The organism is Agrococcus versicolor, from assembly GCF_039531815.1.
In the GTDB taxonomy this organism is placed as follows: domain Bacteria; phylum Actinomycetota; class Actinomycetes; order Actinomycetales; family Microbacteriaceae; genus Agrococcus; species Agrococcus versicolor.
In genome coordinates, this window is the sequence record NZ_BAAAQT010000006.1 from 223,751 (window position 1) to 244,348 (window position 20,598).

Consider the following 20,598-nt stretch of genomic DNA (forward strand, 5'->3'; position numbering starts at 1 on the left):
CGTGGTGCGGATGCGCCGTCTCGCCGCCCTCGCCTCCACCTCCCTCGCCGCAGCCCTCGTGCTCGCCGGCTGCGTCGCGACGCCGCCTCCCACGGTCGGCGCCGCCCCCGTGGGCGAGGCCGCGCAGACCGAGGGCTTCCCCGCGAACATGGCGAGCCACGGCATCGTCGAGACCGACGAGGGCGTGCTGCTCACGCCCGTGGCCGCGGCCGCACCCGTGCCGACGGCCGACGTGGGCGACCGGGTCCACGTCGTCGTCTACGTCGACCTCCTGTGCCCGTACTGCGGCGAGTTCGAGGCGGCGAACGGCGCCTACCTCGAGGAGGCGGTCGCCGCGGGCGACGTCGCGCTCGAGACGCATCCCATCTCGTTCCTCGACCGGCTCTCGCTCGGCACCGAGTACTCCACGCGCGCGGCGAACCTCGTCGCCGCCGTCGCCGACCTGCACCCCGATGCGACGCCCGCCGTGCTGCGCGCGCTCTTCGCCGACCAGCCGGCCGAGCAGACGGCGGGGCTCGCGGACGACGAGCTGCTCTCGGTCGCCGCGTCGGCGGGCGCGCAGTCGGATGCCCTGACCGCCGCCGTGCGCGACGTGGCCTACCGAGGGTTCGTCGACGTCGCGACGTCGACGGCCACGACGCAGCCGCTGCCCGGCCGGTCGGAGCCGCTCACGGGCACGCCGACGATCCTGATCGACGGCGAGACCTACGGCGGCGACCCGGCCGACGCGGCGGCGTTCGCGGCAGCGGTCGACGCCGCTCGCGGCTGACCCGGACGCGCCGAGCGCCGCACGCGAACGAGGCGGGGCGGGACCGTGTGGTCCCGCCCCGCCTCGTGCGTGGTGCCTCGCGTCAGAGACGCTCGCCGGTCTCCGCGTCGAACAGGTGCAGGTGCTCCGGGTCCGGCGTCACGAAGATGTGGTCGCCGATCTGCGGGTGGCTGCGGCCGTCGACGCGAGCGACGAGGCTCACGCCCTCCGTCGGCGTCTCGGCCTCGGTGTCGACGAGCTCCGACGCGTCGACGATCGTCTCCGTCTGCGCCGTGCCGTAGAGGTAGCCGTCCGCGCCGAGCTCCTCGACCAGGTCGACGCGGATCGGCAGGCCGGGGCCCGACGTCGCGATCGTGAGGTCCTCGGGACGAATGCCGACCGTGACCTGCTTCGCCTTCGCGAGCGTCTCACGGGGGATCGGCACGACGTGCTCGCCGAACAGGATGCCCTGGTCGTTCGTCGGCAGCTGCAGCAGGTTCATGGCGGGGCTGCCGATGAAGCCGGCGACGAAGACGTTCGCGGGGCTCGCGTACAGGTCGCGCGGCGTGCCGACCTGCTGCAGGATGCCGTCCTTGAGCACCGCGATGCGGTCGCCCATCGTGAGCGCCTCGGTCTGGTCGTGCGTGACGTAGACGGTCGTGACGCCCAGGCGGCGCTGCAGCGACGCGATCTGCGTGCGCGTCTGCACGCGCAGCTTCGCGTCGAGGTTGGACAGCGGCTCGTCCATGAGGAAGACCTGCGGCTGGCGCACGATGGCGCGACCCATGGCGACGCGCTGGCGCTGACCACCCGAGAGGGCCTTCGGCTTGCGCGAGAGGTAGGGCTCGAGGTCGAGCAGCTTCGCGGCCTCGAGCACGCGCTCGGCGCGCTCGTCCTTGTTGACGCCGGCGATCTTCAGCGCGAAGCCCATGTTCTCCGCCACGGTCATGTGGGGGTAGAGGGCGTAGTTCTGGAAGACCATCGCGATGTCGCGATCCTTCGGGGGGATGTCGGTGACGTCGCGGTCGCCGATGAGGATGCGACCGTCGTTCACCTCCTCGAGCCCCGCGAGCATGCGCAGCGTCGTGGACTTGCCGCAGCCGGACGGGCCGACGAGGACGAGGAACTCGCCGTCGGCCACCTCCAGGTCGATCGCATCGACCGCGGGGCGGGTGCCGCCCGGGTAGAGCCGGGTTGCCTTGTCGAACGTGACAGACGCCATCGTCGTCCTCCTTCACCGGCAGGTACGTGCCGGACGATCCTTCGTGAATGGAAGCGGGACCTCGCAGTCCCGTGTGCCAGCCACTCTCGCACACGGCGCGCGGTTCCTCATAGCAATGCCCCGTATCCTGTCCCACGGCTCACGACACCGACGAGGACCGATGACGAACGATCGACGACTCACCAAGAACGAGCGCCGCACGCAGGCGCGCGAGACCGCGCGCCTCCAGCAGCAGCAGCGACAGCGCCGCGAACGGCTCACGAAGGGCCTGACGATCGGCGGCATCCTGCTGGGTGCCGCGGCGATCGTCGTCATCGTGACGCTCGTGATCGTCAACGCGATCCGCCCGCCCGGGCCCGGCCCGGAGAACATGGCCTCTGACGGCATCGTCGTCGGTCAGGGCCTCGTCGCCGAGACGTCGTCCGCGGTCGCCGCCGACGACGCACCGGTCGCGACCGACGAGCGCGACGACGTCGTGCAGATCGTGATCTACCAGGACTACCTCTGCCCGTACTGCGGCCTGTTCGAGACGACGAACGGCGAGTACATCGGCCAGCTGCTCGAGGACGGCGTCGCGACGGTCGAGTACCACCCGGTCTCGTTCCTCGACCGCCTCTCGCTCGGCGAGGAGTACTCGACGCGCTCGGCCAACGCCGCGGCGTGCGTCGCGGAGGCGGCGCCCGACAGCTTCTACGCGTGGAACACGCTGATGTACGAGAACCAGCCGGCCGAGAACACCGAGGGTCTCACCGACGCCGAGCTCGTCGACCTCGCCGAGCAGGCGGGCGTCGAGACCGACGCGGCGTTCACCGAGTGCGTCGAGTCCGTGCAGTTCGAGGGATGGGTCGAGCGGGCGACGCAGGACGCGCAGCTCGAGCCCGGACCGTCGGGCGAGGACGGCGTCGAGATCACCGGCACGCCCACGGTCCTCGTCGACGGCGAGCAGTACCGCGGGCAGCCCGGCGACGGCGCCTCCTTCACGGCCTTCGTGCAGGCTGCGCTCGGCCAGGTGTCCGGCGAGCCCGCCGAGACGCCGGCACCGAGCGAGGCGACGCCCGCGCCGAGCGAGGGCTGATGCGCGCGCGCACCTGGGTGGCCGGGTGCGCGGCGCTGCTCGCCCTGACGGGCTGCGCGCAGCAGGCCGAGCGGGCTGAGCCGCAGACGCTCGGCGAGCTCTCGGCCGCGTACCTCGACGCCGGCGGCGCGTGCGACGACCTCGTCGAGCAGTACCGCGCCACCGACGACGATCCCGCCGTCGCGACGTGCGGCACCGACACGGTGCTCACGATGGCGACGGACGACGAGCAGGCGGCGCGGCTGCGCACGGGGGCGCTGCTGCGCGGCGAGCCGGTGCTCGCCTCCGGCAGGTGGCTCGTGCAGGATCCCGACCTCGTCGAGCTGCAGCCGGCGCTCGGCGGCGAGGTCGTCGCGCTCGAGCCCGCCGACGGTCCGGCGAACCTCGCCGACGCGCTCGTCGTCGACGCGACGGGCGTCGTGGCGCAGGACCCGGTGGCCGCCGACGGCGAGCCCGGCCCCGTGCCCGCCGAGGGCACGACGATCACGATCGTCGTCGACCCCACGTGCGAGTACTGCGGCCGCTTCGAGGCCGCGAACCGCGAGCAGCTCGCGGCGTGGGCGGCGGACGGCACCGCGACGATCGTCTACCGGCCCGTCGCGCTCGACGACACCCTCGAGTCCGGCTACGCGGCATCGCTCGGCGTCGGTGCCGTCGCGTGCGTGGCGGATGCGGATCCCGACGCGGCCCTGGCGCTGCTCCAGGCGCTGCTCGAGCAGGGCGTCGACCTCGACGCCGAGGCGGTCGTCGCGCTCGCCGACGAGGCGTCGGCCGGCGCGGGGGACTGCGTCGCCGAGGGTGACTTCGCGTGGTGGACGCGGCAGGCGACCGAGCGCGCGCTGCAGGATCCGCTGCCGGACGGCGAGCCGCTGCGCGGCGTCCCGAGCATCTACGTCGGCGATCGGCTCTTCGCGGGCGACGTCGGCGACGCCGCGGCGTTCGCCGCCTTCGTGGCCGAGGGCTGAGAGCCTCCTGCCGGACTCGAACCGGCTGCCTTCTCATTACAAGTGAGATGCTCTACCTGGTGAGCTAAGGAGGCGCAGCCAGCATCCTCCCACGCCTAGGCTGGGTCGGTGCGTCTCCTCTGGGTGGTCGCCGCCTTCCTCGGCGGCATGGCGATGGCGGCGCAGAGCCGCATCAACGGCGAGCTCGCGGTGCGCGTGGGCGACGGCGTCACGGCGGCGCTCGTCTCGTTCTCCGTCGGGCTCGCGCTCGTCGGCACGCTCACGCTCGCGCTCCCCGCGGGTCGTGCGGGTGCGCGCCGGATGGTCGCGGCGCTGCGCGACGGCAGCCTCCGCTGGTGGTACGCCCTCACGGGGCTGTTCGGCGCGGTCGTCGTGGCGGCGCAGGGCCTCGCGGTGCCGACGCTCGGCGTCGCGCTCTTCACGGTCGGCATCGTCGCCGGCCAGACGCTCTCGGGCATCCTCGTCGACCGCATGGGCGTCGGCGTGCTCGGGGCGAAGCGCATCACGGCGCAGCGCGTGCTCGGCGCCCTCGTGACGATCGCGGCCGTCGCGATCGGCGCCGCCGCCGGCGGCTTCGACGCATCGTCGACCCTGCTCGTGCTGCTGCCGTTCGCGGCGGGCATGCTCATCGCGCTGCAGCAGGCGTTCGCCGGCCAGGTGCAGCACCACACGCGGTCGGCGCTCACGCAGACGACGTCGAACTTCCTCGTCGGCGCGCTCGCGCTCGGCATCGCGGTGCTCGTGCGCATCGCCGGCGGCCTCGAGCTCGAGCCGCTGCCCGCCGAGTGGTGGCTCTACCTCGGCGGTCCGCTCGGCTGCGCCTTCATCGCGATCGCCGCCGTCGCCGTGCACCGCATCGGCGTGCTCGCCCTCGGGCTCGCGTCGATCGCGGGCCAGGTCGTCATGGCGCTCGTGCTCGACCTCGTCGCGCCGACGGCGGGCCACCCCGTGTCGGTGCTCTCGTACGTCGGGGCGGGGCTCGCGATCGCGGGCGTCGCGGTCTCGACCGTGCGGAGGCGGCCGAGGGCCGCCGCCTGACTCAGGCCTTGGGCGTGAAGTCCAGCGCGACGGAGTTCATGCAGAAGCGGTCGCCCGTCGGCGTCTGGGGCGCGTCGTCGAAGAGGTGGCCCAGGTGGCTGTCGCACTTCGAGCAGCGCACCTCGGTGCGCACCATGCCGAGCGAGCGGTCCTCGATGAGGCGCACGGCGCCCGGGTCGGCCTGGTAGAAGCTCGGCCAGCCGCATCCGGAGTCGAACTTGACCTCGTCGCTGAAGAGCTCCTGGCCGCACGCGCCGCACGAGTAGACGCCGTGGCGCTCCTCGTCGAGCAGCGCGCCCGTCCACGGACGCTCGGTGCCCGCCTGTCGGAGGACCTGGTACGCCTCCGGAGACAGGCGCTCGCGCCACTGCTCGTCGGACGGGGCCTGGAAGTCGCTCATGCCTCGATCGTACGCGCCGGCAGGGCTGCGCGACGTGTCGTCGCGTACGCCGTGCGCGAAGGCCCGAGCGCGAGCGGCGAGCGACGATCGCTATGATCGGGGGTCATGTCCGAGCCCGAGGACGCGGACGCCCTCACCGCGGTGCAGCGCTCGATCCTCGACTTCGAGCAGTCGTCGCGCACGCATGCGGGTGCGAAGGCCGGAGCCATCCGCGAGCGATTCGGATGGTCCACGACCCGCTACTACCAGCAGCTCAACGCGCTCATCGACACGGAGGCCGCCCTGCGATACGACGCCCTGCTCGTCCGCAGGCTCCAGCGCATCCGCGATCGCGGGGAGGCATCGTGACCGACCGCTTCGACCAGCCGCCCAGGCTCGGCCGCGTCGGCGTGCACCGCGAGCCCGAGCGCGGCTGGTGGCGCTGGTGGATGACGGTCGTCGTGGCGGCGGCCGCGTGCGTCGTGCTCGTCGTCGGCGGGCTCGGCGCCCTGCAGCTGCTGCGCGTGAGCGACGTCGACACGAGCATGCCGACCGGCCCCGAGCCGATCACCGATCCCACGGCGCTGCCGGAGGGCACGACGATCACGGTGCTCGACGCATCCGGCGTCGGGGCGGCCGGCGAGGTCGCGGCGGCGCTGCAGGCGGCCGGATGGCCCGTCGCGGCGATCGCCGACGCGAGCGAGCAGCGCGCGACGACGACCGTGTACTTCCAAGGCGAGCTCGAGCCGTACGCGCTCGGCGTCGCGCAGACCATCGGCGTCGGCGGCGCCGAGGCGACCGACCAGCCGCTGTCGGGCTCGACGATCACGGTGATCGTCGGCACGGGCGTCGACCCCGCACCCTCCGCCTCCCCCTGAGGCGCGTCCCCATCGTCCTGAGGGCGTCCCCCAGGGAGCCCCTCTAGTCTCGCGGGACGACGACGTGGCGAGACGAGGGAGGGGCGCGATGCCCAGCGGCACCGTGAAGTGGTTCGATCGCGAGAAGGGGTTCGGGTTCGTCGTCGTCGACGACACCGCGGACGAGCTCTTCGTGCACTACCGCGACATCGCGATGGACGGCTTCCGCGTGCTCGCCGAGGGCCAGCGCGTCGACTTCGTCGTGGGCGACGGCGACCGGCCGCAGGCCCGTGAGGTCGTCCCCGGCGAGCCTCGGCGATAGCGCCGCTCGACACGGCCTAGTCTGGCGCGCATGCGTGCATCCCGAGCGTCCCGAGCCACCCGCAGCGCGGCGATCCTCATCGTCGCGGGCGTCCTGCTGACGGCGTGCGCCGGCGAGCCGGAGGCGACGCCCTCGCCGTCGCCGTCCGCGAGCGCCACGCCGAGCGCGGCCCCGGCCGAGCCCGAGCCCGAGGTCGTCACGGCGCCGCTCACGGGGGTCGTGCTCGACGCGCCCATCCAGCTGCCGAGCATCTCGGCGAAGATCGACAACCACCCGGATGCGCGTCCGCAGTACGGGCTCGAGTCGACCGACATCGTCTACGAGGAGCTCGTCGAGGGCGGCCTCACGCGCTACGTCGCCGTCTGGCACTCGACGATGCCGCAGCAGATCGGTCCCGTGCGCTCGATCCGCCCGATGGACCCCGCGATCGCGTCGCCGTTCGGCGGCATGATCGCGTTCTCGGGCGGCCAGCCGCACTTCGTCGCCGCCATGCAGGCGACGAACGTCGCGAACGTCATCCACGGTGCCGGCACGCACGACGCCTACTACTCCCGAGGCGGCGCCCATGCCGCGCCGCACAACGTGCTGCTGCAGGCGGCGCAGCTGCAGCAGGACATTGCCTCGATCGCCCCGCCGCAGCCGCAGTTCGCCTACGCCACCGACGCGGCCGCGCCGACGTCGCAGGCCGCCGGCGGCCCGGCGGCGCAGCTGTCGATGGCCTTCTCGCCCTCGCAGTCGCGCCAGTGGGGCTGCGACGCCGCGACGGGCAGGTGGCAGCGCGGCCAGCAGGGCAGCGCCGACCTCGATGCGAACGGCCAGCAGCTGAGCGCCGCCAACGTCGTGGTGCTGCGCGTGGAGGTGCTGCCGAACGGCGACATCCCGCAGACCATGCTCGAGGGTCGCTGGGGCGACGGCTTCGTGGCGAGCGGCTGCAGCTGGGTGCCCGTGACGTGGTCGAAGGCCGACGTCGCGAGCCCCATCCAGGTCGTCGACGCCGCGGGCCAGCCCGTCGTCCTGGCCCAGGGCAACAGCTGGGTCGAGCTCGTCCCGACCACGGGCTCCGCCACCGTCTCCTGACCCGCGCGCGACCCGTGCGCCGCCCGCGGGCGGGCGTCGCGCTCGCTTGCACTCTCGTGCCCTGAGTGCCAGACTCGACCCTGGCACTCGCGACGGTCGAGTGCCAGCAGACGTGTCGACGTGTCCAGGAGGGACGAGACAGCAATGGCAAAGATGATCGCATTCGACGAGGAGGCCCGACGCGGCCTCGAGCGTGGTCTCAACACGCTCGCCGACGCCGTGCGCGTCACCCTCGGTCCCCGTGGCCGCAACGTCGTGCTCGAGAAGAAGTGGGGCGCCCCCACCATCACGAACGACGGTGTGTCGATCGCGAAGGAGATCGAGCTCGACGACCCGTTCGAGAAGATCGGCGCGGAGCTGGTCAAGGAGGTCGCGAAGAAGACCGACGACGTCGCCGGAGACGGCACGACCACCGCGACGGTGCTCGCCCAGGCGCTCGTCCGCGAGGGCCTGCGCAACGTCGCGGCCGGCGCCGACCCCATCAGCCTCAAGCGCGGCATCGAGAAGGCGACCGCTGCGGTCTCCGCAGAGCTCGTCGCGCAGGCCAAGGAGATCGAGACGACCGACGAGATCGCCGCCACGGCGTCCATCTCGGCGGCCGACCCGGAGATCGGCCGGCTCATCGCCGAGGCGATCGACAAGGTCGGCAAGGAGGGCGTCGTCACCGTCGAGGAGTCGAACACCTACGGCACCGAGCTCGAGCTCACCGAGGGCATGCGCTTCGACAAGGGCTTCCTGTCGCAGTACTTCGTGACGGACCCCGACCGCCAGGAGACGGTGTTCGAGGACGCCTACGTCCTCATCGCCAACCAGAAGATCTCGGCGATCAAGGACCTGCTCCCGATCGTCGACCAGGTGATCCAGGCGGGCAAGCAGCTCGTCATCATCGCCGAGGACGTCGACGGCGAGGCCCTGGCCACGCTCGTCGTGAACAAGATCCGCGGCATCTTCAAGTCGGTCGCCGTCAAGGCTCCCGGCTTCGGCGACCGCCGCAAGGCGCAGCTCGCCGACATCGCCATCCTCACCGGTGGCGAGGTCATCTCCGAGGAGCTCGGCCTCAAGCTCGAGGGCGTCCAGCTCTCGCAGCTCGGCCGTGCGCGCAAGGTCGTCATCACGAAGGACGAGACCACGATCGTCGAGGGTGCCGGCGAGGCCGAGGCCATCGCCGGTCGCGTCCGTCAGATCCGCTCGGAGATCGAGGCGACCGACTCGGACTACGACCGCGAGAAGCTGCAGGAGCGCCTCGCGAAGCTCGCCGGTGGCGTCGCCGTCATCCGTGCGGGTGCCGCGACCGAGGTCGAGCTCAAGGAGCGCAAGCACCGCATCGAGGACGCCGTCCGCAACGCGAAGGCCGCCGTCGAGGAGGGCATCGTCGCCGGTGGTGGCGTCGCGCTCATCCAGGCCGGCAAGGCTGCGTTCGCGAAGCTCGAGCTCACGGGCGACGAGGCGACGGGCGCGAACATCGTCCGCGTCGCGATCGACGCGCCGCTCAAGCAGATCGCCCTCAACGCGGGCCTCGAGCCCGGCGTCGTGGTCGAGAAGGTGCGCTCGCTCGAGCCGGGTCACGGCCTCAACGCCGCGACCGGCGAGTACGTCGACATGCTCGCCGCCGGCATCGCCGACCCGGTGAAGGTCACGCGCTCCGCGCTGCAGAACGCCGCGTCGATCGCCGGCCTCTTCCTCACGACCGAGGTCGTCGTCGCCGAGAAGCCCGAGCGGAACCCGGCCCCGGCCGGCGACCCCACGGGTGGCATGGACTTCTAGAGTCCCAGGCAGCACCGAGAAGGACCCCGAGCCGCACGGCTCGGGGTCCTTCCTCGTTCGGGGCGTCACACGGCGAAGAGCCGCGTGTTCGCCATCTCGACGTCGGCGTACTGCCTGCCGGCCGTCTGCAGCGCGAGCGTGATCTGGCGCAGCCCCTCCTCGACGTGCTGCTGCGTCGACCGCCAGTCGCCCGAGGCGGTCTGGAAGGCCGCGGAGGCGCCACCGCTCCAGCTCTCCTGCAGCGCCAGCAGCTGCCCGTGCAGCGCCGCCACGTCGGTCTGGATGCGCCCCACCGTGGCGTGGGCGGCGGCTCGTGCCGCATCGATCGCGTCGCTGTCGACGACGTACCTGCTCATCGGTCCTCCTCGCTGTCCCGGTCGAGCCGGGGTGGGGGCGAGGCTAGGACTCGGGCGTCGTGCGGTCGCGGTCGCGACGCAGCCGCTGTGGACCGCTCGTCGTCGTGGCCTGCTGGTCGGGACGGATGCGCTCGGTGAGCTCGAGCAGCGCCGCGTCGCCCGCGAGCGGGATGGCGATGCGGAACGTCGCGCCGCCGCCCTCGGTCTCGACGACGTCGATGCGACCGCCGTGGGCTGCGACGATGCCCTGCACGATCGCGAGCCCGAGGCCCGACCCGCCCGTCTCGCGGGCCCTCGACGTGTCGGTGCGGTAGAAGCGCTGGAAGATCTTGCGACGCAGCGCCGGCGGCACGCCCTCGCCGTGGTCGACGACGTGCACGACCGCCTCGCGCCTGCGCCACGAGACGCCGACGCCGAGCTCGATCGGCGACCCCTCGTCGGTGTAGCGCAGGGCGTTGCCGACGAGGTTGGCGATGACCTGCCGCATGGAGTTCTCGTCGGCGAGGACGACGGCGGGCGGCGCGACGGGCGGGGGAGCGAAGACCTCGTCCGGCGCCGAGGGCGCGTCGACGACCGTCTGGGCGTCGGGATCGATCGCGAGGGCCTGGAAGGTGCGGTCCTGCGCCGAGACGCGCGCGTCGCTCACGGCGTCGTTCACGAGCGGCACGAGGTCGAGGGGCCCGAGCTGCAGCGGCCGGCGCTCGTCGAGTCGGGCGAGGGTCAGGAGGTCCTCGACGAGCGAGCCCATGCGCTTCGCCTCGCGCTCGATGCGGTCCATGGCGCTCGCCACGTCCTCCGGGCGCTGGATCGCACCCATGCGGTACAGCTCGGCGTAGCCGCGCACCGACACGAGCGGCGTGCGCAGCTCGTGGCTCGCGTCGCCGACGAACTGGCGCATCTGGGTCACCGACCGGTCGCGCTCCTCGAGCGCCGTCTCCACGCGCGCGAGCATGCCGTTGAGCGACTGGCGGAGGCTGCCGACCTCCGTGCGCGGGTCGCCGCCGGCGAGGCGCGTCTCGTAGTCGCCGTCGGCGAACCGCTCGGCGACCTGCGCGACGGTGCGCAGCTGCCGCAGCGCCGTGTCGACGAGCACGCGCGTGAAGGCCGCGCCGAGCAGCACGGCGAGCAGCGCGAAGCCCGCGAAGACGATGACGAAGCTGCGCCACGTGTTCTCGACGCGATCGAGGCCGACGGCGACGACGAGCGTCGAGAGCTCGCCGCGCTCGTCGCTCACGAGCGGCAGCACGTCGACGCGCCACGTGCTCTCGCCGTTGTGGCTCGGCACGCTGAAGGAGTCGGTCGTGCCCGCGACGAAGGCGAGCGAGATGCCGTCGAGGTCGGGCAGGCCCGGGGCGCCGTCGCCGCCGGGGCTGTTGCGGCAGAGGATCTCGCCACGCGCGTCGAGCACCGCGAGGTAGTAGGTGGCGGGGATGCCGTCGAGCTGGCATTCGCCGGACTCGAGCCCCTGGAGCCCCTCGAGCTCGAGGTCGTCGTAGGTGGCGAGCGCGTACTGCAGGTCGCGGTCGGTGCCGTCGAGCAACGACTGCCGCACCACGGTCATGGTGCCGACGCCCGCGATGAGCAGGCCGATCGTCATCACGACGACGATGAGCACCGTGATCCTGGCTGCGAGCGAGACGCTGCCGAGGCGCGAGCGCAGCGACCGCACGCGACTACGCGGTCTTCGGGGCCTTGAGCATGTACCCGAATCCGCGCTTGGTGATGATCATCGGCTCGCTCGTGTGGCCGTCGACCTTGCGTCGCAGGTACGAGATGTACGACTCGACGATGCCCACGTCGCCGTTGAAGTCGTACTCCCAGACGTGGTCGAGGATCTGGGTCTTCGAGAGCACGCGGTTGGGGTTGAGCATGAGGTAGCGCAGGAGCTTGAACTCGGTGGGGGAGAGCTCGATCTCCTCGTCGCCGACCGTGACCTCGTGCGTGTCCTGGTTCATGACGACCTCGCCGATGCGGAGGGTCGCGTCGTCGTCCTCGGCGCGCGTGCGGCGGAGGATCGCCTTGATGCGGGCGATGATCTCGTCGAGCGAGAACGGCTTCGTCACGTAGTCGTCGCCGCCGACCGTGAGGCCCGTGACCTTGTCGTCGGTGTCGTCCTTCGCCGTGAGGAAGAGGATGGGGGAGGTGAAGCCCGACGCGCGCAGGCGCTTCGTGACGCCGAACCCGTTGATGTCGGGGAGCATGACGTCGAGCAGGATGAGGTCGGGCTCGTCCTCGAGGACCGCGGAGATCGCCGCGGCGCCGGCACCGACCGAGCGCACGTCGAAGCCGCTGAAGCGCAGGCTCGTCGTCAGCAGGTCGCGGATGTGGGGCTCGTCGTCGACGACGAGGATCTTGGGGGCGGCGTCAGTCATGCTCACAGTCTCTGACCGTAGCCTGATCGATCCCTGGACGCGATGCGATCAGCGTTCGAATGTCGGGCGGGCTAGAGGTCGGCCGCGTCGAGGATCTCGTACGAGTACCCCTGCTCGGCGAGGAAGCGCTGTCGGCCGAGGGCGAAGTCCTGGTCGATCGTGTCGCGCGCGACGAGCGTGTAGAACGACGCGCTGCGCCCGCCGGACTTCGGCCGCAGCAGTCGCCCGAGGCGCTGCGCCTCCTCCTGCCGCGAGCCGAACGAGCCCGAGACCTGGATCGCGACCGAGGCGTCGGGGAGGTCGACGGAGAAGTTCGCGACCTTCGACACGACGAGCGTGCCGATCGTGCCCTCGCGGAAGCCCTGGAAGAGGCGCTCGCGCTCCTCGACCGTCGTCTGACCGGTGACGAGGGGTGCGTCGAGCGCCTCGGCGAGCACGTCGAGCTGGTCGAGGTACTGGCCGATGACGAGCGTCTGCTCGCCGGCGTGCCTGCGCAGGATGCGCTGGGCGATCGTGACCTTCGCCGGGCTCGACGCCGCGATGCGGTAGCGCTCCCGGTCGGCGCTCGCCGCGTACTCGAGGCGCTCGTCCTCCGTGAGGTCGATGCGCACCTCGAAGCATGCGGCGGGAGCGATGAAGCCCTGCTGCTCGATCTCCTTCCACGGCACGTCGAACCGCTTCGGCCCGATCAGGCTGAAGACGTCGGACTCCCGGCCGTCCTCGCGCACGAGCGTCGCCGTCAGGCCGAGGCGACGGCGCGCCTGCAGGTCGGCCGTCAGCTTGAAGACGGGCGCGGGCAGCAGGTGCACCTCGTCGTACACGACGAGGCCCCAGTCGAGCGCGTCGAGCACGCGCAGGTGGGCGAGCTCGCCCCCGCGCTTGGCCGTCAGGATCTGGTAGGTCGCGATCGTGACGGGGCGGATCTCCTTCGACTGCCCCGAGTACTCGCCGATGTCGTCCTCCGTGAGCGACGTGCGCGCGAGCAGCTCGGAGCGCCACTGGCGCGCCGAGACGGTGTTCGTGACGAGGATGAGCGTCGTCGTGTCGGTCGCGGCCATCGCCGCGGCGCCGACGAGCGTCTTGCCCGCGCCGCACGGCAGGACGACGACGCCGGAGCCCGCGTCCACGAAGTGGCGCACGGCGTCGAGCTGGTACGGGCGCATGACCCAGCCGTCCTCGACGAGGTCGATGTCGAACGGCGTGCCGGGGGTGAAGCCCGCGAGGTCCTCGGCGGGCCAGCCGATGCGCACGAGCTCCTGCTTGAGCTGCCCGCGGGCCCAGTCGACGACGCGGATGCCGCCGGGCACGTCCTCGGCGAGGAGGGGAGCGATGCGGCGCGAGCGCCGCACCTCGGCGAGCACGGCTCGGTCGTCGCCGACGAGCCGCAGCCCCTCGTCGTCCCGGTCGATCGTGAGCCGGCCGTAGCGGCCGACGGTCTCGCGCATGTCGAGCGCGACCGACGACGGCACGGGGAACCGCGCGTGACGCTCGAGCGTGCCGAGCATCTCGTCGGCCGAGTGGCCGGCGGCCCGGGCGTTCCACAGCCCGAGGCGCGTGATGCGGTAGGTGTGGATGTGCTCGGGCGCGCGCTCGAGCTCGGCGAACACGGCGAGCTCGTGCCGCGCATCCGCCGCAGCGGGGTGCGCGACCTCGAGCAGCACGGTGCGGTCGCTCTGGACGATCAGCGGGCCGTCAGTCACGACCGACGATCCTATCGTCGCCGGCCATGGCTCACGGCACGCCCGTCAGGTGGGTGATCGCCGTGACGGGCAGCGTGCGCTCGACGTCGCTCGTGAGGTCGCGGGCGCGCAGCCTGCCGTTCGCGACGCCGAGGGGCAGGAGCGCGAGCTCGCGCTCCTCGCCGCCCATCTCGATGCGCACCTGCACGCTCACGCGCTCGCGCGCCGCGACCTGCAGACGCCGCTCGAGCCACGCGCGCTCCTCGCCGCCGACGTCGAAGCCCGAGCCGCGCAGGCGCTGCACGAGGGGCGTCGGAGCGGGGGCGAGCGGCTCGGCGACATGGCGGACGGGCGCGAGGAGCCTCCCATCGGCGTCCTCGAGGGCCGCAGGGTAGCGGCGGGCGCGGAGCGCGCCGAGCACCGCGGCGGGCTCGGCGCGGGAGATGAGCCGCCCGGGGCCCTCCTGCCGCATCCGCAGCGCGGCGAGGCCGTGGTCGACCGCGAGCTCGGCGACGACGGCGGCGTCGCCTCGGACGGCCGTGCGCTCCGGGCCCTCGGCGAGCTCGAGCACGCGCACCGAGCCGAAGCGCGATGCTGCGTCGCGCACGAGGTAGGCGACGGGCTGCGGCACGCCCGTGAGCGAGAGGGACTCGAGCAGGGCGAGGATGCTCGCCTCGTCCTCGCCGGCGGCGAGCCCGCGGGAGAGGGAGGCGTGGGTCATGCGGTACGTCGAGGCGGTGCCGCGCTGCTCGAGGTCGGCGACGCCGCGCAGCCGCTGCTCGAGCGCTGGGACGAGGGGGCCGGGCACGACGATCGAGAGGTCGGGCTGCACGTACGCGCGGTCGACCTCCGCGGGCACGTGGCGCGCGAGCACCGACGCCCCGTCGGGTGCGGCGAGCGTCGTCGCGCCGCCGTCGCGGATGCCGAGCAGCGTCGCGCGCGTCGCCACGACCTCGAGGCGCTCGCGCACGGACGTGCCGGCGAGGGGGTGGCGCGCGTGCGGCACGCCCGACGCCGTCGCCGCGGCGCGCTCCGCGCGGTCGAGGCCGTCGAGCCAGGCGTCGCGCGCGGCCGACCAGCGCTCGGCCAGCGGCGCGGCGAGCCACGCATCGGCGGTCGTCGACGCGACGAGCGTCGCGTCGCGGAGGACGAGGAGGCCCGCGCCGCGCGCGATGGCCACGGCGTGGAGCACCGACTCGACGTCGGTCGCGAAGGCCTCGGCGAGGCGGCGCGCATCCGTCATCGCGACGGCGCCGCGGGCGAGGAGGCCCACGGGCTGGACGGCGGCGGCACGCACGATCTCGCCCACGAGCAGCACGGTCGCGAAGGCGCGCTCGGCCGCGCGGGACTCGGCGTCCGGGTCGTCGTCGGCCGGGGCGGGCTCGTCGGCGGGCGTCGGCGCAGCCGCGGCCTGCCTGCGGGCCTCGTCGAACGCGGTGCCGGCGACGCCGAGCCCGAGGTCGTCGAGCCGCTGCGTCGTCGCGCCGGACGCGACGAGGGCGAGCTCGTCGACGTCGAGCGTCTCGAGGGCCGTCGCGATCGACTCGGCGCGCAGCAGGTGCTCGGCGACGTCGAAGTAGGAGGCGGCGTGCTGCGGCACCTGGCGGCGCCGGACCAGGCGGTCGAGGGCGTCGTCGCTCAGAGCCTGCAGCGCGCTCGCGAGGTCGACCGTGCTCGGCACGTCAGCCTCGTCCGCGTCCCTTGCGCACCGCGGAGATCACGAGCAGCGCGATGACGCACACGAGGCCGAGCGGCAGCGCGAGCGAGGGCACGGCGAACGCGTAGGGCCATGGGCCCTCGTCGAGCCAGGGCCAGGTCTCGCGCAGGCCGATCTGCGCGAGGGTGACGACGAATCCGAGGAGCGCGAGCCCGACGAGGACGGCTGCGGCCGTCGCGAGCACGCGCTCGACGACGCCGATCGGATCCGGGTGGCCTTCGCCTGCACGCGTGCTGGGCATCCGTCGATCCTAGCAGCGGGCGATAGCCTGGACGTTGCATCACCCACGCGGACCAAGGAGCATCGTGCCCACTGGCAAGGTCAAGTTCTTCGACGAGGACAAGGGCTTCGGCTTCATCGCCGGAGACGACGGCGTCGAGGTCTTCGTGCACGCCTCGGCTGTGCCCGAGGGCATGACGCTGAAGAACGGCGCGCGCGTCGAGTACGGCGTCGCCGAGGGGCGGCGGGGAGCGCAGGCGCTGTCGCTGCGCGTGCTGGAGGCGCCTGCGGTGTCCGCCGTGCGGCAGGCCCGACGCTCGGCCGAGGACATGGCGGTCATCGTCGAGGACCTCGTGAAGCTGCTCGACGGCGTGGGCGAGGCCCTGCGCCACGGCCGCCAGCCGAACCCCGAGCAGGCCCGCAAGGTCGCGACGGTGCTGCGCCGCGTGGCCGACGACCTGGAGGGCTGAGCACCATGACGACCGAGGGGATGCGATGACGACCGTGCCGAGTGCCGAGGCCCTGCGCCTCGCGGAGGCCGCGCTCGACGAGATCGCCCCCGCGGGCGCCGTCGGGGAGATCGTCGACGCCATCGACGAGCAGGGCGTGCTCGCGCTGCGCCACCGCTCCACGCTCCCGGGGTATCCCGACTGGCTGTGGACCGTGACCCTCGCGACCGACGACGCGGGCGTCCACACGGTGCTCGAGGTGGCGCTGCTGCCGGGCGCGGACTCCCTCGTGGCGCCCGAGTGGGTGCCGTGGGCCGATCGGCTCGCCGACTACCTCGCCGCCAAGGAGGCTGCGGGCGCCGACGACGAGGACTCGGACGACGAGGACGACTCCGACGACGACGAGTCGGACGACGACGACGACGCCGACGAGTCGGACGACGGCTTCGACGACTTCGACGAGGTCGACCTCGCCGCGGGCGAGGACGACGGCCTCGACGTCGACGGGCAGCCGGTCGTGGCGGACGACGAGGCGGCCAGGCGCTGACGCGTCCGACCGCCGAGGTCGTGCATGCGGGCGCCGCTCGGCGCCGCGAGGGCTAGAGGCGCTCGAGCACCCAGTCGAGGCTCGCGACGAGCGCCTCGACGTCCGACGGCTCGATGCTCGCGAAGGTCGCGACGCGGATCTGGTTGCGGCCGAGCTTGCGGTACGGCTCGGTGTCGACCACGCCGTTGGCGCGGAGGGCCTTCGTGACGGCCGTCGCGTCGACCGATGCGTCGAAGTCGATCGTCACGACCACCTGCGAGCGGTGCTCGGGGTCGCTCACGAACGGCTGCGCGTCGTCGCGCGCCTCGGCCCATGCGTAGAGCGTGTCGGACGATCGCCGCGTGCGCGCGGCCATGGCGTCGAGGCCGCCCTGCTCGAGCATCCAGCCGAGCTGCTCGTCGAGCAGCACGAGCGTCGCGATCGACGGGGTGTTGAGCGTCTGCTCGAGTCGCGAGTTGTCGAGGGCGGCCTTCAGGCTCAGCGACTCGGGCACGTAGCGGTCGGACGCCGCGATCGACTCGATGCGCTCGATGGCGGCGGGGGAGACGAGCGCGAGCCACAGGCCGCCGTCGGAGCCGAGGTTCTTCTGCGGCGCGAGGTAGTAGACGTCGGAGGCGCTCGCGTCGAAGGCCAGCCCGCCCGCCGCGCTCGTCGCGTCGACGACTGTGAGGCCCTGCGCGGCGCGCACCACGGGGTGCATGACGCCCGTCGACGTCTCGTTGTGCGGGTAGGCGACGACGTCGACGCCGTCGACGTCGTCCAGGAGCGGGCGCGAGCCCGCGGGAGCGCTCGCGACGCTCGGCGCCTCGAGCCACGGGGCGCCGGCGGCCTTCGCGAACTTCGCGCCGAACTCGCCGAACGCGAGGTGGTGCGAGCGCCGCTCGATCAGGCCGAACGCCGCGGCGTCCCAGAAGGAGGTCGAGCCGCCGTTGCCGAGGATGACCTCGTAGCCGTCGGGCGCGCCGAGGAGGTCGGCCAGGCGCGATCGCACCGAGCCGACGAGGCCGCGCACGGGGGCCTGGCGATGGCTCGTGCCGAGCAGTCGCGAGGCGGCGAGGGCCTCGACCTGCGCGGGGCGGATCTTGGCGGGGCCGCAGCCGAAGCGGCCGTCGGCGGGCAGGAGGTCGGCGGGGATCCGGAGGTCGCTCACCGCGTCAGTCTACGAGCGTCGGCCACGTCGCCCGCGTCCATCCGTGCTCAGTAGCATGGGGACCATCCGCGAGGGAGAGGGGGTGCGCGCGTGACCGATCTCGTCGACACGACCGAGATGTACCTGCGCACGATCCTCGATCTCGAGGAGGAGGGCTTCGTCCCCATGCGCGCGCGCATCTCCGAGCGCATCGGACACTCCGGGCCCACCGTGTCGCAGACCGTCGCCCGCATGGAGCGCGACGGGCTCGTCGTCGTCGCCGAGGACAGGCACCTGCGGCTCACGGAGGAGGGGCGCGTGCTCGCGACGCGCGTGCTGCGCAAGCACCGTCTCGCCGAGCGCCTCCTCGCCGACGTCATCGGCCTCGACTGGACGCTCGTGCACGACGAGGCCTGCCGGTGGGAGCACGTCATGAGCGAGCAGGTCGAGCGGAGGCTGCTCGACATCCTCGACCGGCCCACCGAGTCGCCGTACGGCACGCCCATCCCGGGGCTCGGCGAGCTCGGCATGGTGCCGGCCGACGGCTTCCTCGACGGCGTGCGCCGCGCGACGGAGGTCGTGGGCGAGCATGTCGTGCGGCGACTGGGCGAGCCCATCCAGTTCGAGATCGCCGTGCTCGAGCGCCTGCGCGACGCGGGCCTGCTGCCCGGCGCCCGCGTGACGATCGCCGCGGGCGACCGCGTCCGGACGCTCACGGTGGTCGGCGGCCTCGAGGTCGTGCTGCCGACGGATCTCGCGCAGCACGTGTACGTCGCCGCCGACGCCTGAGCCGTCGGCCGGCGGTCGCGGCCGTTCGCTGCCAGCGGACGCACCGATGCCATCCAGCCTTCACCCCGAACCTGAGGGCGCGGCGTGCGGAAGATGACAATCGTGCAACGGTGCCGTAGGGTCGGCGGAGCACGACGCACCCTCGGGTGCCCGACGAGCAGGAACCCGCACCGCATGCAGCAGCACACGACCAGCACCGAGATCGTCGCGCAGCCGACGCAGCGCACGGCCCCCGGGGCTCGTCGGACGATGGCGAAGCGCATCGGCGTCGCCGCCGTCGCGGCAGCGCTCTTCGGCACCGTCGCGCTCCCGGCCGCAGCGCTCCAGACGGCGTCGGCCCAGCCGGCGACGCTCGACGGCTCGATCGCGGAGATCCTCGCGCAGTCGCAGCAGACGGTCGACGTCCAGCAGTCGGCCCTCATCGAGGACATCGCGGCGAACGGCCTCGCGGCCACGACGCCCGAGCAGCTCGCGCAGGCCCAGGCCGAGGCCGCCGCCGCCGAGCAGGCTCGCGTCGAGCAGGAGGCTGCCGCAGCGGAGGCCGCCACCGCCGCCGCGACCGCCGCCACCACGACCACCTCCGCGGCAGCGCCCGCGGCGGCCCAGGGCCCCGTCGTCGCCTCGGCGGGCGGCGGGTCGATCGTCGGCATCGCGCAGTCGCAGCTCGGCGTCCCCTACGTGTGGGGTGGCGCGAGCCCCTCCACAGGCTTCGACTGCTCGGGCTTCACCCAGTGGGTGTACGGCCAGATGGGCGTCTACCTCCCGCACTCCGACCGTGGCCAGCTCGGCTACGGCACGTCCGTCCCCGCGTCCCAGGTGGCGCCGGGCGACCTCATCATCTGGAACGGCCACACGGCCATCTACGTCGGCGACGACACCATCATCCACGCGGCCACGGCGGGCAAGCCCGTCAAGTACTCGAGCTACTCGGGCATGGTCGCCGCCATGGGAGCGCCGCAGATCCGGCGCTTCTGACGCACCCCATCCGAACCGATGTTCGCGCCCGACTGGCGCATCTTCGTAACGAATTGGTAACATCGGTAGGTCATGCTGTCGTACCGGCGCATGCCGAAGGACCACAGGAGATTGATTTCGTGACCCGAAGCACCGAGCTCGCCGAGACCGTCGGCATGACCGACGAGTCGCCCAAGGCGACCACCTCCCGCGCCACCCACCTCCGCCGCATCGGCGTCGCAGGCGTCGCCATCGCCCTCGTGATGCCGCTCGCGCTGCCCGCCTTCGCGGGTCAGGGCGAGACGCCCGAGCCCGGCTTCGCGGCCACGGCGGCCGACACGCAGTCGATCACCGCGACCTCGACGGCCGGCTCGCCCGAGCAGGAGGCGCAGCGCCAGGACCTCTACGCGACGACGCCCAGCGAGCTCCAGCAGCTCCAGGCCGACCTGCAGGCGCAGCTCGACGCCGAGCAGGCCGCCGCCGAGGAGGCGGCAGCCGAGGAGGAGGCCGCCCAGCAGGCCGCCGCGCAGCAGTCCGGCACCACGACCTCCGGGTCGTCGGCAGCCGCAGCAGCCTCGAGCTCGGCGGCATCGGTCGGCGTCGGCGGCGGCAGCGTCGCCAGCGCAGCGCTCGCCCAGGTCGGCGAGATCCAGAGCTGCACGCAGCTCGTCGCAGACTCGCTCGCAGCGGTCGGCATCCCCTACACGGGCATGGGCAACCTCTTCAACCTCGGCCCGACGATCCCGGCCTCGGCCGCGACGCCCGGCGACATCATCTACTACTCGAACGGTGGCTTCGGCTCCGCGCACGTCGCCGTCTACATCGGTGGCGGCCAGGCCGTGCACGGTGGCTGGAACGGCAACCAGACGGTCGTCGCCGGCGCCTCGATCCCGGGTGCCTCGGCCCCGGTGTTCATCGACATCGGCTGACCCTCCGCAGC

Annotated in this window: 23 protein-coding genes and 1 tRNA gene; 14 read left to right on the forward strand and 10 right to left on the reverse strand. The window is 73.0% G+C overall.

Annotated features, from left to right (window positions below; genetic code table 11):
- The first annotated feature begins 10 nt into the window (after nucleotides 1-10).
- Nucleotides 11-769: a DsbA family protein gene (locus ABD249_RS09370; protein ID WP_344342881.1), complete on the forward strand. Its 759-nt coding sequence runs from the start codon at nucleotides 11-13 to the stop codon at nucleotides 767-769.
- An 82-nt stretch (nucleotides 770-851) separates the two neighbouring features.
- Here ABD249_RS09370 and ABD249_RS09375 read toward each other — a convergent pair whose 3' ends face one another.
- Nucleotides 852-1,970: an ABC transporter ATP-binding protein gene (locus ABD249_RS09375; protein WP_344342883.1), complete on the reverse strand. Its 1,119-nt coding sequence runs from the start codon at nucleotides 1,968-1,970 to the stop codon at nucleotides 852-854.
- A gap of 160 nt (nucleotides 1,971-2,130) precedes the next feature.
- On the opposite strand from ABD249_RS09375, the gene ABD249_RS09380 reads away from it, so the two are divergent.
- Both ABD249_RS09380 and ABD249_RS09385 read left to right on the forward strand, forming a co-directional pair.
- On the forward strand, nucleotides 2,131-3,045 hold the full coding sequence (locus tag ABD249_RS09380) for a DsbA family protein (RefSeq protein ID WP_344342885.1): 915 nt from the start codon (nucleotides 2,131-2,133) through the stop codon (nucleotides 3,043-3,045).
- Nucleotides 3,045-4,010: a DsbA family protein gene (locus tag ABD249_RS09385; RefSeq protein WP_344342886.1), complete on the forward strand. Its 966-nt coding sequence runs from the start codon at nucleotides 3,045-3,047 to the stop codon at nucleotides 4,008-4,010. The genes ABD249_RS09380 and ABD249_RS09385 overlap by 1 nt, the downstream gene beginning before the upstream one ends.
- 1 nt (nucleotide 4,011) lies before the next feature.
- Here ABD249_RS09385 and ABD249_RS09390 read toward each other — a convergent pair.
- Nucleotides 4,012-4,084: transfer RNA gene (locus ABD249_RS09390), tRNA-Thr, on the reverse strand.
- 34 nt (nucleotides 4,085-4,118) lie between these two features.
- Between ABD249_RS09390 and ABD249_RS09395 the strand changes: the two genes are divergently transcribed.
- Nucleotides 4,119-5,048 carry a DMT family transporter gene (locus ABD249_RS09395; protein ID WP_344342888.1) on the forward strand — a complete coding sequence of 310 codons (930 nt, stop codon included), beginning with the start codon at nucleotides 4,119-4,121 and terminating at the stop codon, nucleotides 5,046-5,048.
- A gap of 1 nt (nucleotide 5,049) precedes the next feature.
- Here ABD249_RS09395 and msrB read toward each other — a convergent pair whose 3' ends face one another.
- Nucleotides 5,050-5,448 (reverse strand): peptide-methionine (R)-S-oxide reductase MsrB, encoded by a 399-nt coding sequence (msrB, locus tag ABD249_RS09400; RefSeq protein WP_344342889.1) that lies wholly within the window; start codon nucleotides 5,446-5,448, stop codon nucleotides 5,050-5,052.
- 105 nt (nucleotides 5,449-5,553) lie between these two features.
- Between msrB and ABD249_RS09405 the strand changes: the two genes are divergently transcribed.
- The 5 genes from ABD249_RS09405 (at nucleotide 5,554) to groL (ending at nucleotide 9,447) form a co-directional block, all read left to right on the forward strand.
- Entirely contained in the window at nucleotides 5,554-5,796 is a 243-nt protein-coding gene (locus ABD249_RS09405) for a DUF3263 domain-containing protein (RefSeq protein ID WP_344342891.1), read from the forward strand.
- Nucleotides 5,793-6,305: a LytR C-terminal domain-containing protein gene (locus ABD249_RS09410; protein ID WP_344342892.1), complete on the forward strand. Its 513-nt coding sequence runs from the start codon at nucleotides 5,793-5,795 to the stop codon at nucleotides 6,303-6,305. Before ABD249_RS09405 ends, ABD249_RS09410 begins: the two co-directional genes overlap by 4 nt.
- An 88-nt stretch (nucleotides 6,306-6,393) precedes the next feature.
- Nucleotides 6,394-6,606 carry a cold-shock protein gene (locus ABD249_RS09415; RefSeq protein ID WP_344342894.1) on the forward strand — a complete coding sequence of 71 codons (213 nt, stop codon included), beginning with the start codon at nucleotides 6,394-6,396 and terminating at the stop codon, nucleotides 6,604-6,606.
- A gap of 30 nt (nucleotides 6,607-6,636) precedes the next feature.
- Nucleotides 6,637-7,683, forward strand: coding sequence for a DUF3048 domain-containing protein (locus ABD249_RS09420; protein ID WP_344342896.1), 1,047 nt, complete (start codon nucleotides 6,637-6,639; stop codon nucleotides 7,681-7,683).
- Between the two features lie 144 nt (nucleotides 7,684-7,827).
- Nucleotides 7,828-9,447: a chaperonin GroEL gene (groL, locus tag ABD249_RS09425; protein ID WP_344342897.1), complete on the forward strand. Its 1,620-nt coding sequence runs from the start codon at nucleotides 7,828-7,830 to the stop codon at nucleotides 9,445-9,447.
- A gap of 65 nt (nucleotides 9,448-9,512) precedes the next feature.
- On the opposite strand, the gene ABD249_RS09430 is transcribed toward groL, so the two are convergent.
- The 6 genes from ABD249_RS09430 to ABD249_RS09455 form a co-directional block, all read right to left on the reverse strand.
- Nucleotides 9,513-9,803 (reverse strand): WXG100 family type VII secretion target, encoded by a 291-nt coding sequence (locus tag ABD249_RS09430; protein ID WP_344342899.1) that lies wholly within the window; start codon nucleotides 9,801-9,803, stop codon nucleotides 9,513-9,515.
- Between the two features lie 43 nt (nucleotides 9,804-9,846).
- Nucleotides 9,847-11,472, reverse strand: coding sequence for a sensor histidine kinase (locus ABD249_RS09435; RefSeq protein ID WP_344342900.1), 1,626 nt, complete (start codon nucleotides 11,470-11,472; stop codon nucleotides 9,847-9,849).
- A 4-nt stretch (nucleotides 11,473-11,476) separates the two neighbouring features.
- Nucleotides 11,477-12,175, reverse strand: coding sequence for a response regulator transcription factor (locus ABD249_RS09440; RefSeq protein ID WP_344342901.1), 699 nt, complete (start codon nucleotides 12,173-12,175; stop codon nucleotides 11,477-11,479).
- Between the two features lie 71 nt (nucleotides 12,176-12,246).
- Nucleotides 12,247-13,875, reverse strand: a complete 1,629-nt coding sequence (locus ABD249_RS09445) for a DNA repair helicase XPB (RefSeq protein WP_344342903.1) — start codon at nucleotides 13,873-13,875, stop codon at nucleotides 12,247-12,249.
- Nucleotides 13,876-13,906: 31 nt separating this feature from the next.
- Nucleotides 13,907-15,535 (reverse strand): helicase-associated domain-containing protein, encoded by a 1,629-nt coding sequence (locus ABD249_RS09450; RefSeq protein WP_344342904.1) that lies wholly within the window; start codon nucleotides 15,533-15,535, stop codon nucleotides 13,907-13,909.
- Nucleotide 15,536: 1 nt separating this feature from the next.
- Nucleotides 15,537-15,812 carry a hypothetical protein gene (locus ABD249_RS09455; protein WP_344342906.1) on the reverse strand — a complete coding sequence of 92 codons (276 nt, stop codon included), beginning with the start codon at nucleotides 15,810-15,812 and terminating at the stop codon, nucleotides 15,537-15,539.
- A gap of 64 nt (nucleotides 15,813-15,876) precedes the next feature.
- Between ABD249_RS09455 and ABD249_RS09460 the strand changes: the two genes are divergently transcribed.
- Entirely contained in the window at nucleotides 15,877-16,260 is a 384-nt protein-coding gene (locus tag ABD249_RS09460) for a cold-shock protein (RefSeq protein WP_344342907.1), read from the forward strand.
- Nucleotides 16,261-16,285: 25 nt separating this feature from the next.
- Nucleotides 16,286-16,786, forward strand: coding sequence for a DUF3027 domain-containing protein (locus ABD249_RS09465; RefSeq protein WP_344342908.1), 501 nt, complete (start codon nucleotides 16,286-16,288; stop codon nucleotides 16,784-16,786).
- Between the two features lie 52 nt (nucleotides 16,787-16,838).
- On the opposite strand, the gene serC is transcribed toward ABD249_RS09465, so the two are convergent.
- Nucleotides 16,839-17,936 carry a phosphoserine transaminase gene (gene serC, locus ABD249_RS09470; RefSeq protein WP_344342910.1) on the reverse strand — a complete coding sequence of 366 codons (1,098 nt, stop codon included), beginning with the start codon at nucleotides 17,934-17,936 and terminating at the stop codon, nucleotides 16,839-16,841.
- Nucleotides 17,937-18,026: 90 nt separating this feature from the next.
- Here serC and ABD249_RS09475 point away from each other — a divergent pair, with 90 nt between their 5' ends.
- The 3 genes from ABD249_RS09475 to ABD249_RS09485 all read left to right on the forward strand — a co-directional run bounded on the left by ABD249_RS09475 (nucleotide 18,027) and on the right by ABD249_RS09485 (nucleotide 20,587).
- Nucleotides 18,027-18,704, forward strand: a complete 678-nt coding sequence (locus ABD249_RS09475; RefSeq protein ID WP_344342911.1) for an iron-dependent transcriptional repressor DtxR — start codon at nucleotides 18,027-18,029, stop codon at nucleotides 18,702-18,704.
- Between the two features lie 174 nt (nucleotides 18,705-18,878).
- Complete coding sequence (locus ABD249_RS09480) at nucleotides 18,879-19,679, forward strand: C40 family peptidase (protein WP_344342913.1); 801 nt, start codon at nucleotides 18,879-18,881, stop codon at nucleotides 19,677-19,679.
- A 119-nt stretch (nucleotides 19,680-19,798) separates the two neighbouring features.
- Nucleotides 19,799-20,587 (forward strand): NlpC/P60 family protein, encoded by a 789-nt coding sequence (locus tag ABD249_RS09485; RefSeq protein ID WP_344342914.1) that lies wholly within the window; start codon nucleotides 19,799-19,801, stop codon nucleotides 20,585-20,587.
- Nucleotides 20,588-20,598: the final 11 nt, after the last annotated feature.

What these genes read in the sequence shown, in the direction of transcription:
- ABD249_RS09375 (WP_344342883.1), bottom strand. Translation starts at nt 1,970, where the DNA reads ATGGCGTCTGTCACGTTCGACAAGGCAACCCGGCTCTACCCGGGCGGC.
- ABD249_RS09420 (WP_344342896.1), top strand. Translation starts at nt 6,637, where the DNA reads ATGCGTGCATCCCGAGCGTCCCGAGCCACCCGCAGCGCGGCGATCCTC.
- msrB (WP_344342889.1), bottom strand. Translation starts at nt 5,448, where the DNA reads ATGAGCGACTTCCAGGCCCCGTCCGACGAGCAGTGGCGCGAGCGCCTG.
- ABD249_RS09370 (WP_344342881.1), top strand. Translation starts at nt 11, where the DNA reads ATGCGCCGTCTCGCCGCCCTCGCCTCCACCTCCCTCGCCGCAGCCCTC.
- ABD249_RS09385 (WP_344342886.1), top strand. Translation starts at nt 3,045, where the DNA reads ATGCGCGCGCGCACCTGGGTGGCCGGGTGCGCGGCGCTGCTCGCCCTG.
- ABD249_RS09415 (WP_344342894.1), top strand. Translation starts at nt 6,394, where the DNA reads ATGCCCAGCGGCACCGTGAAGTGGTTCGATCGCGAGAAGGGGTTCGGG.
- groL (WP_344342897.1), top strand. Translation starts at nt 7,828, where the DNA reads ATGGCAAAGATGATCGCATTCGACGAGGAGGCCCGACGCGGCCTCGAG.
- ABD249_RS09440 (WP_344342901.1), bottom strand. Translation starts at nt 12,175, where the DNA reads ATGACTGACGCCGCCCCCAAGATCCTCGTCGTCGACGACGAGCCCCAC.
- ABD249_RS09430 (WP_344342899.1), bottom strand. Translation starts at nt 9,803, where the DNA reads ATGAGCAGGTACGTCGTCGACAGCGACGCGATCGATGCGGCACGAGCC.
- ABD249_RS09380 (WP_344342885.1), top strand. Translation starts at nt 2,131, where the DNA reads ATGACGAACGATCGACGACTCACCAAGAACGAGCGCCGCACGCAGGCG.
- ABD249_RS09455 (WP_344342906.1), bottom strand. Translation starts at nt 15,812, where the DNA reads ATGCCCAGCACGCGTGCAGGCGAAGGCCACCCGGATCCGATCGGCGTC.
- ABD249_RS09405 (WP_344342891.1), top strand. Translation starts at nt 5,554, where the DNA reads ATGTCCGAGCCCGAGGACGCGGACGCCCTCACCGCGGTGCAGCGCTCG.
- ABD249_RS09465 (WP_344342908.1), top strand. Translation starts at nt 16,286, where the DNA reads ATGACGACCGTGCCGAGTGCCGAGGCCCTGCGCCTCGCGGAGGCCGCG.
- ABD249_RS09480 (WP_344342913.1), top strand. Translation starts at nt 18,879, where the DNA reads ATGCAGCAGCACACGACCAGCACCGAGATCGTCGCGCAGCCGACGCAG.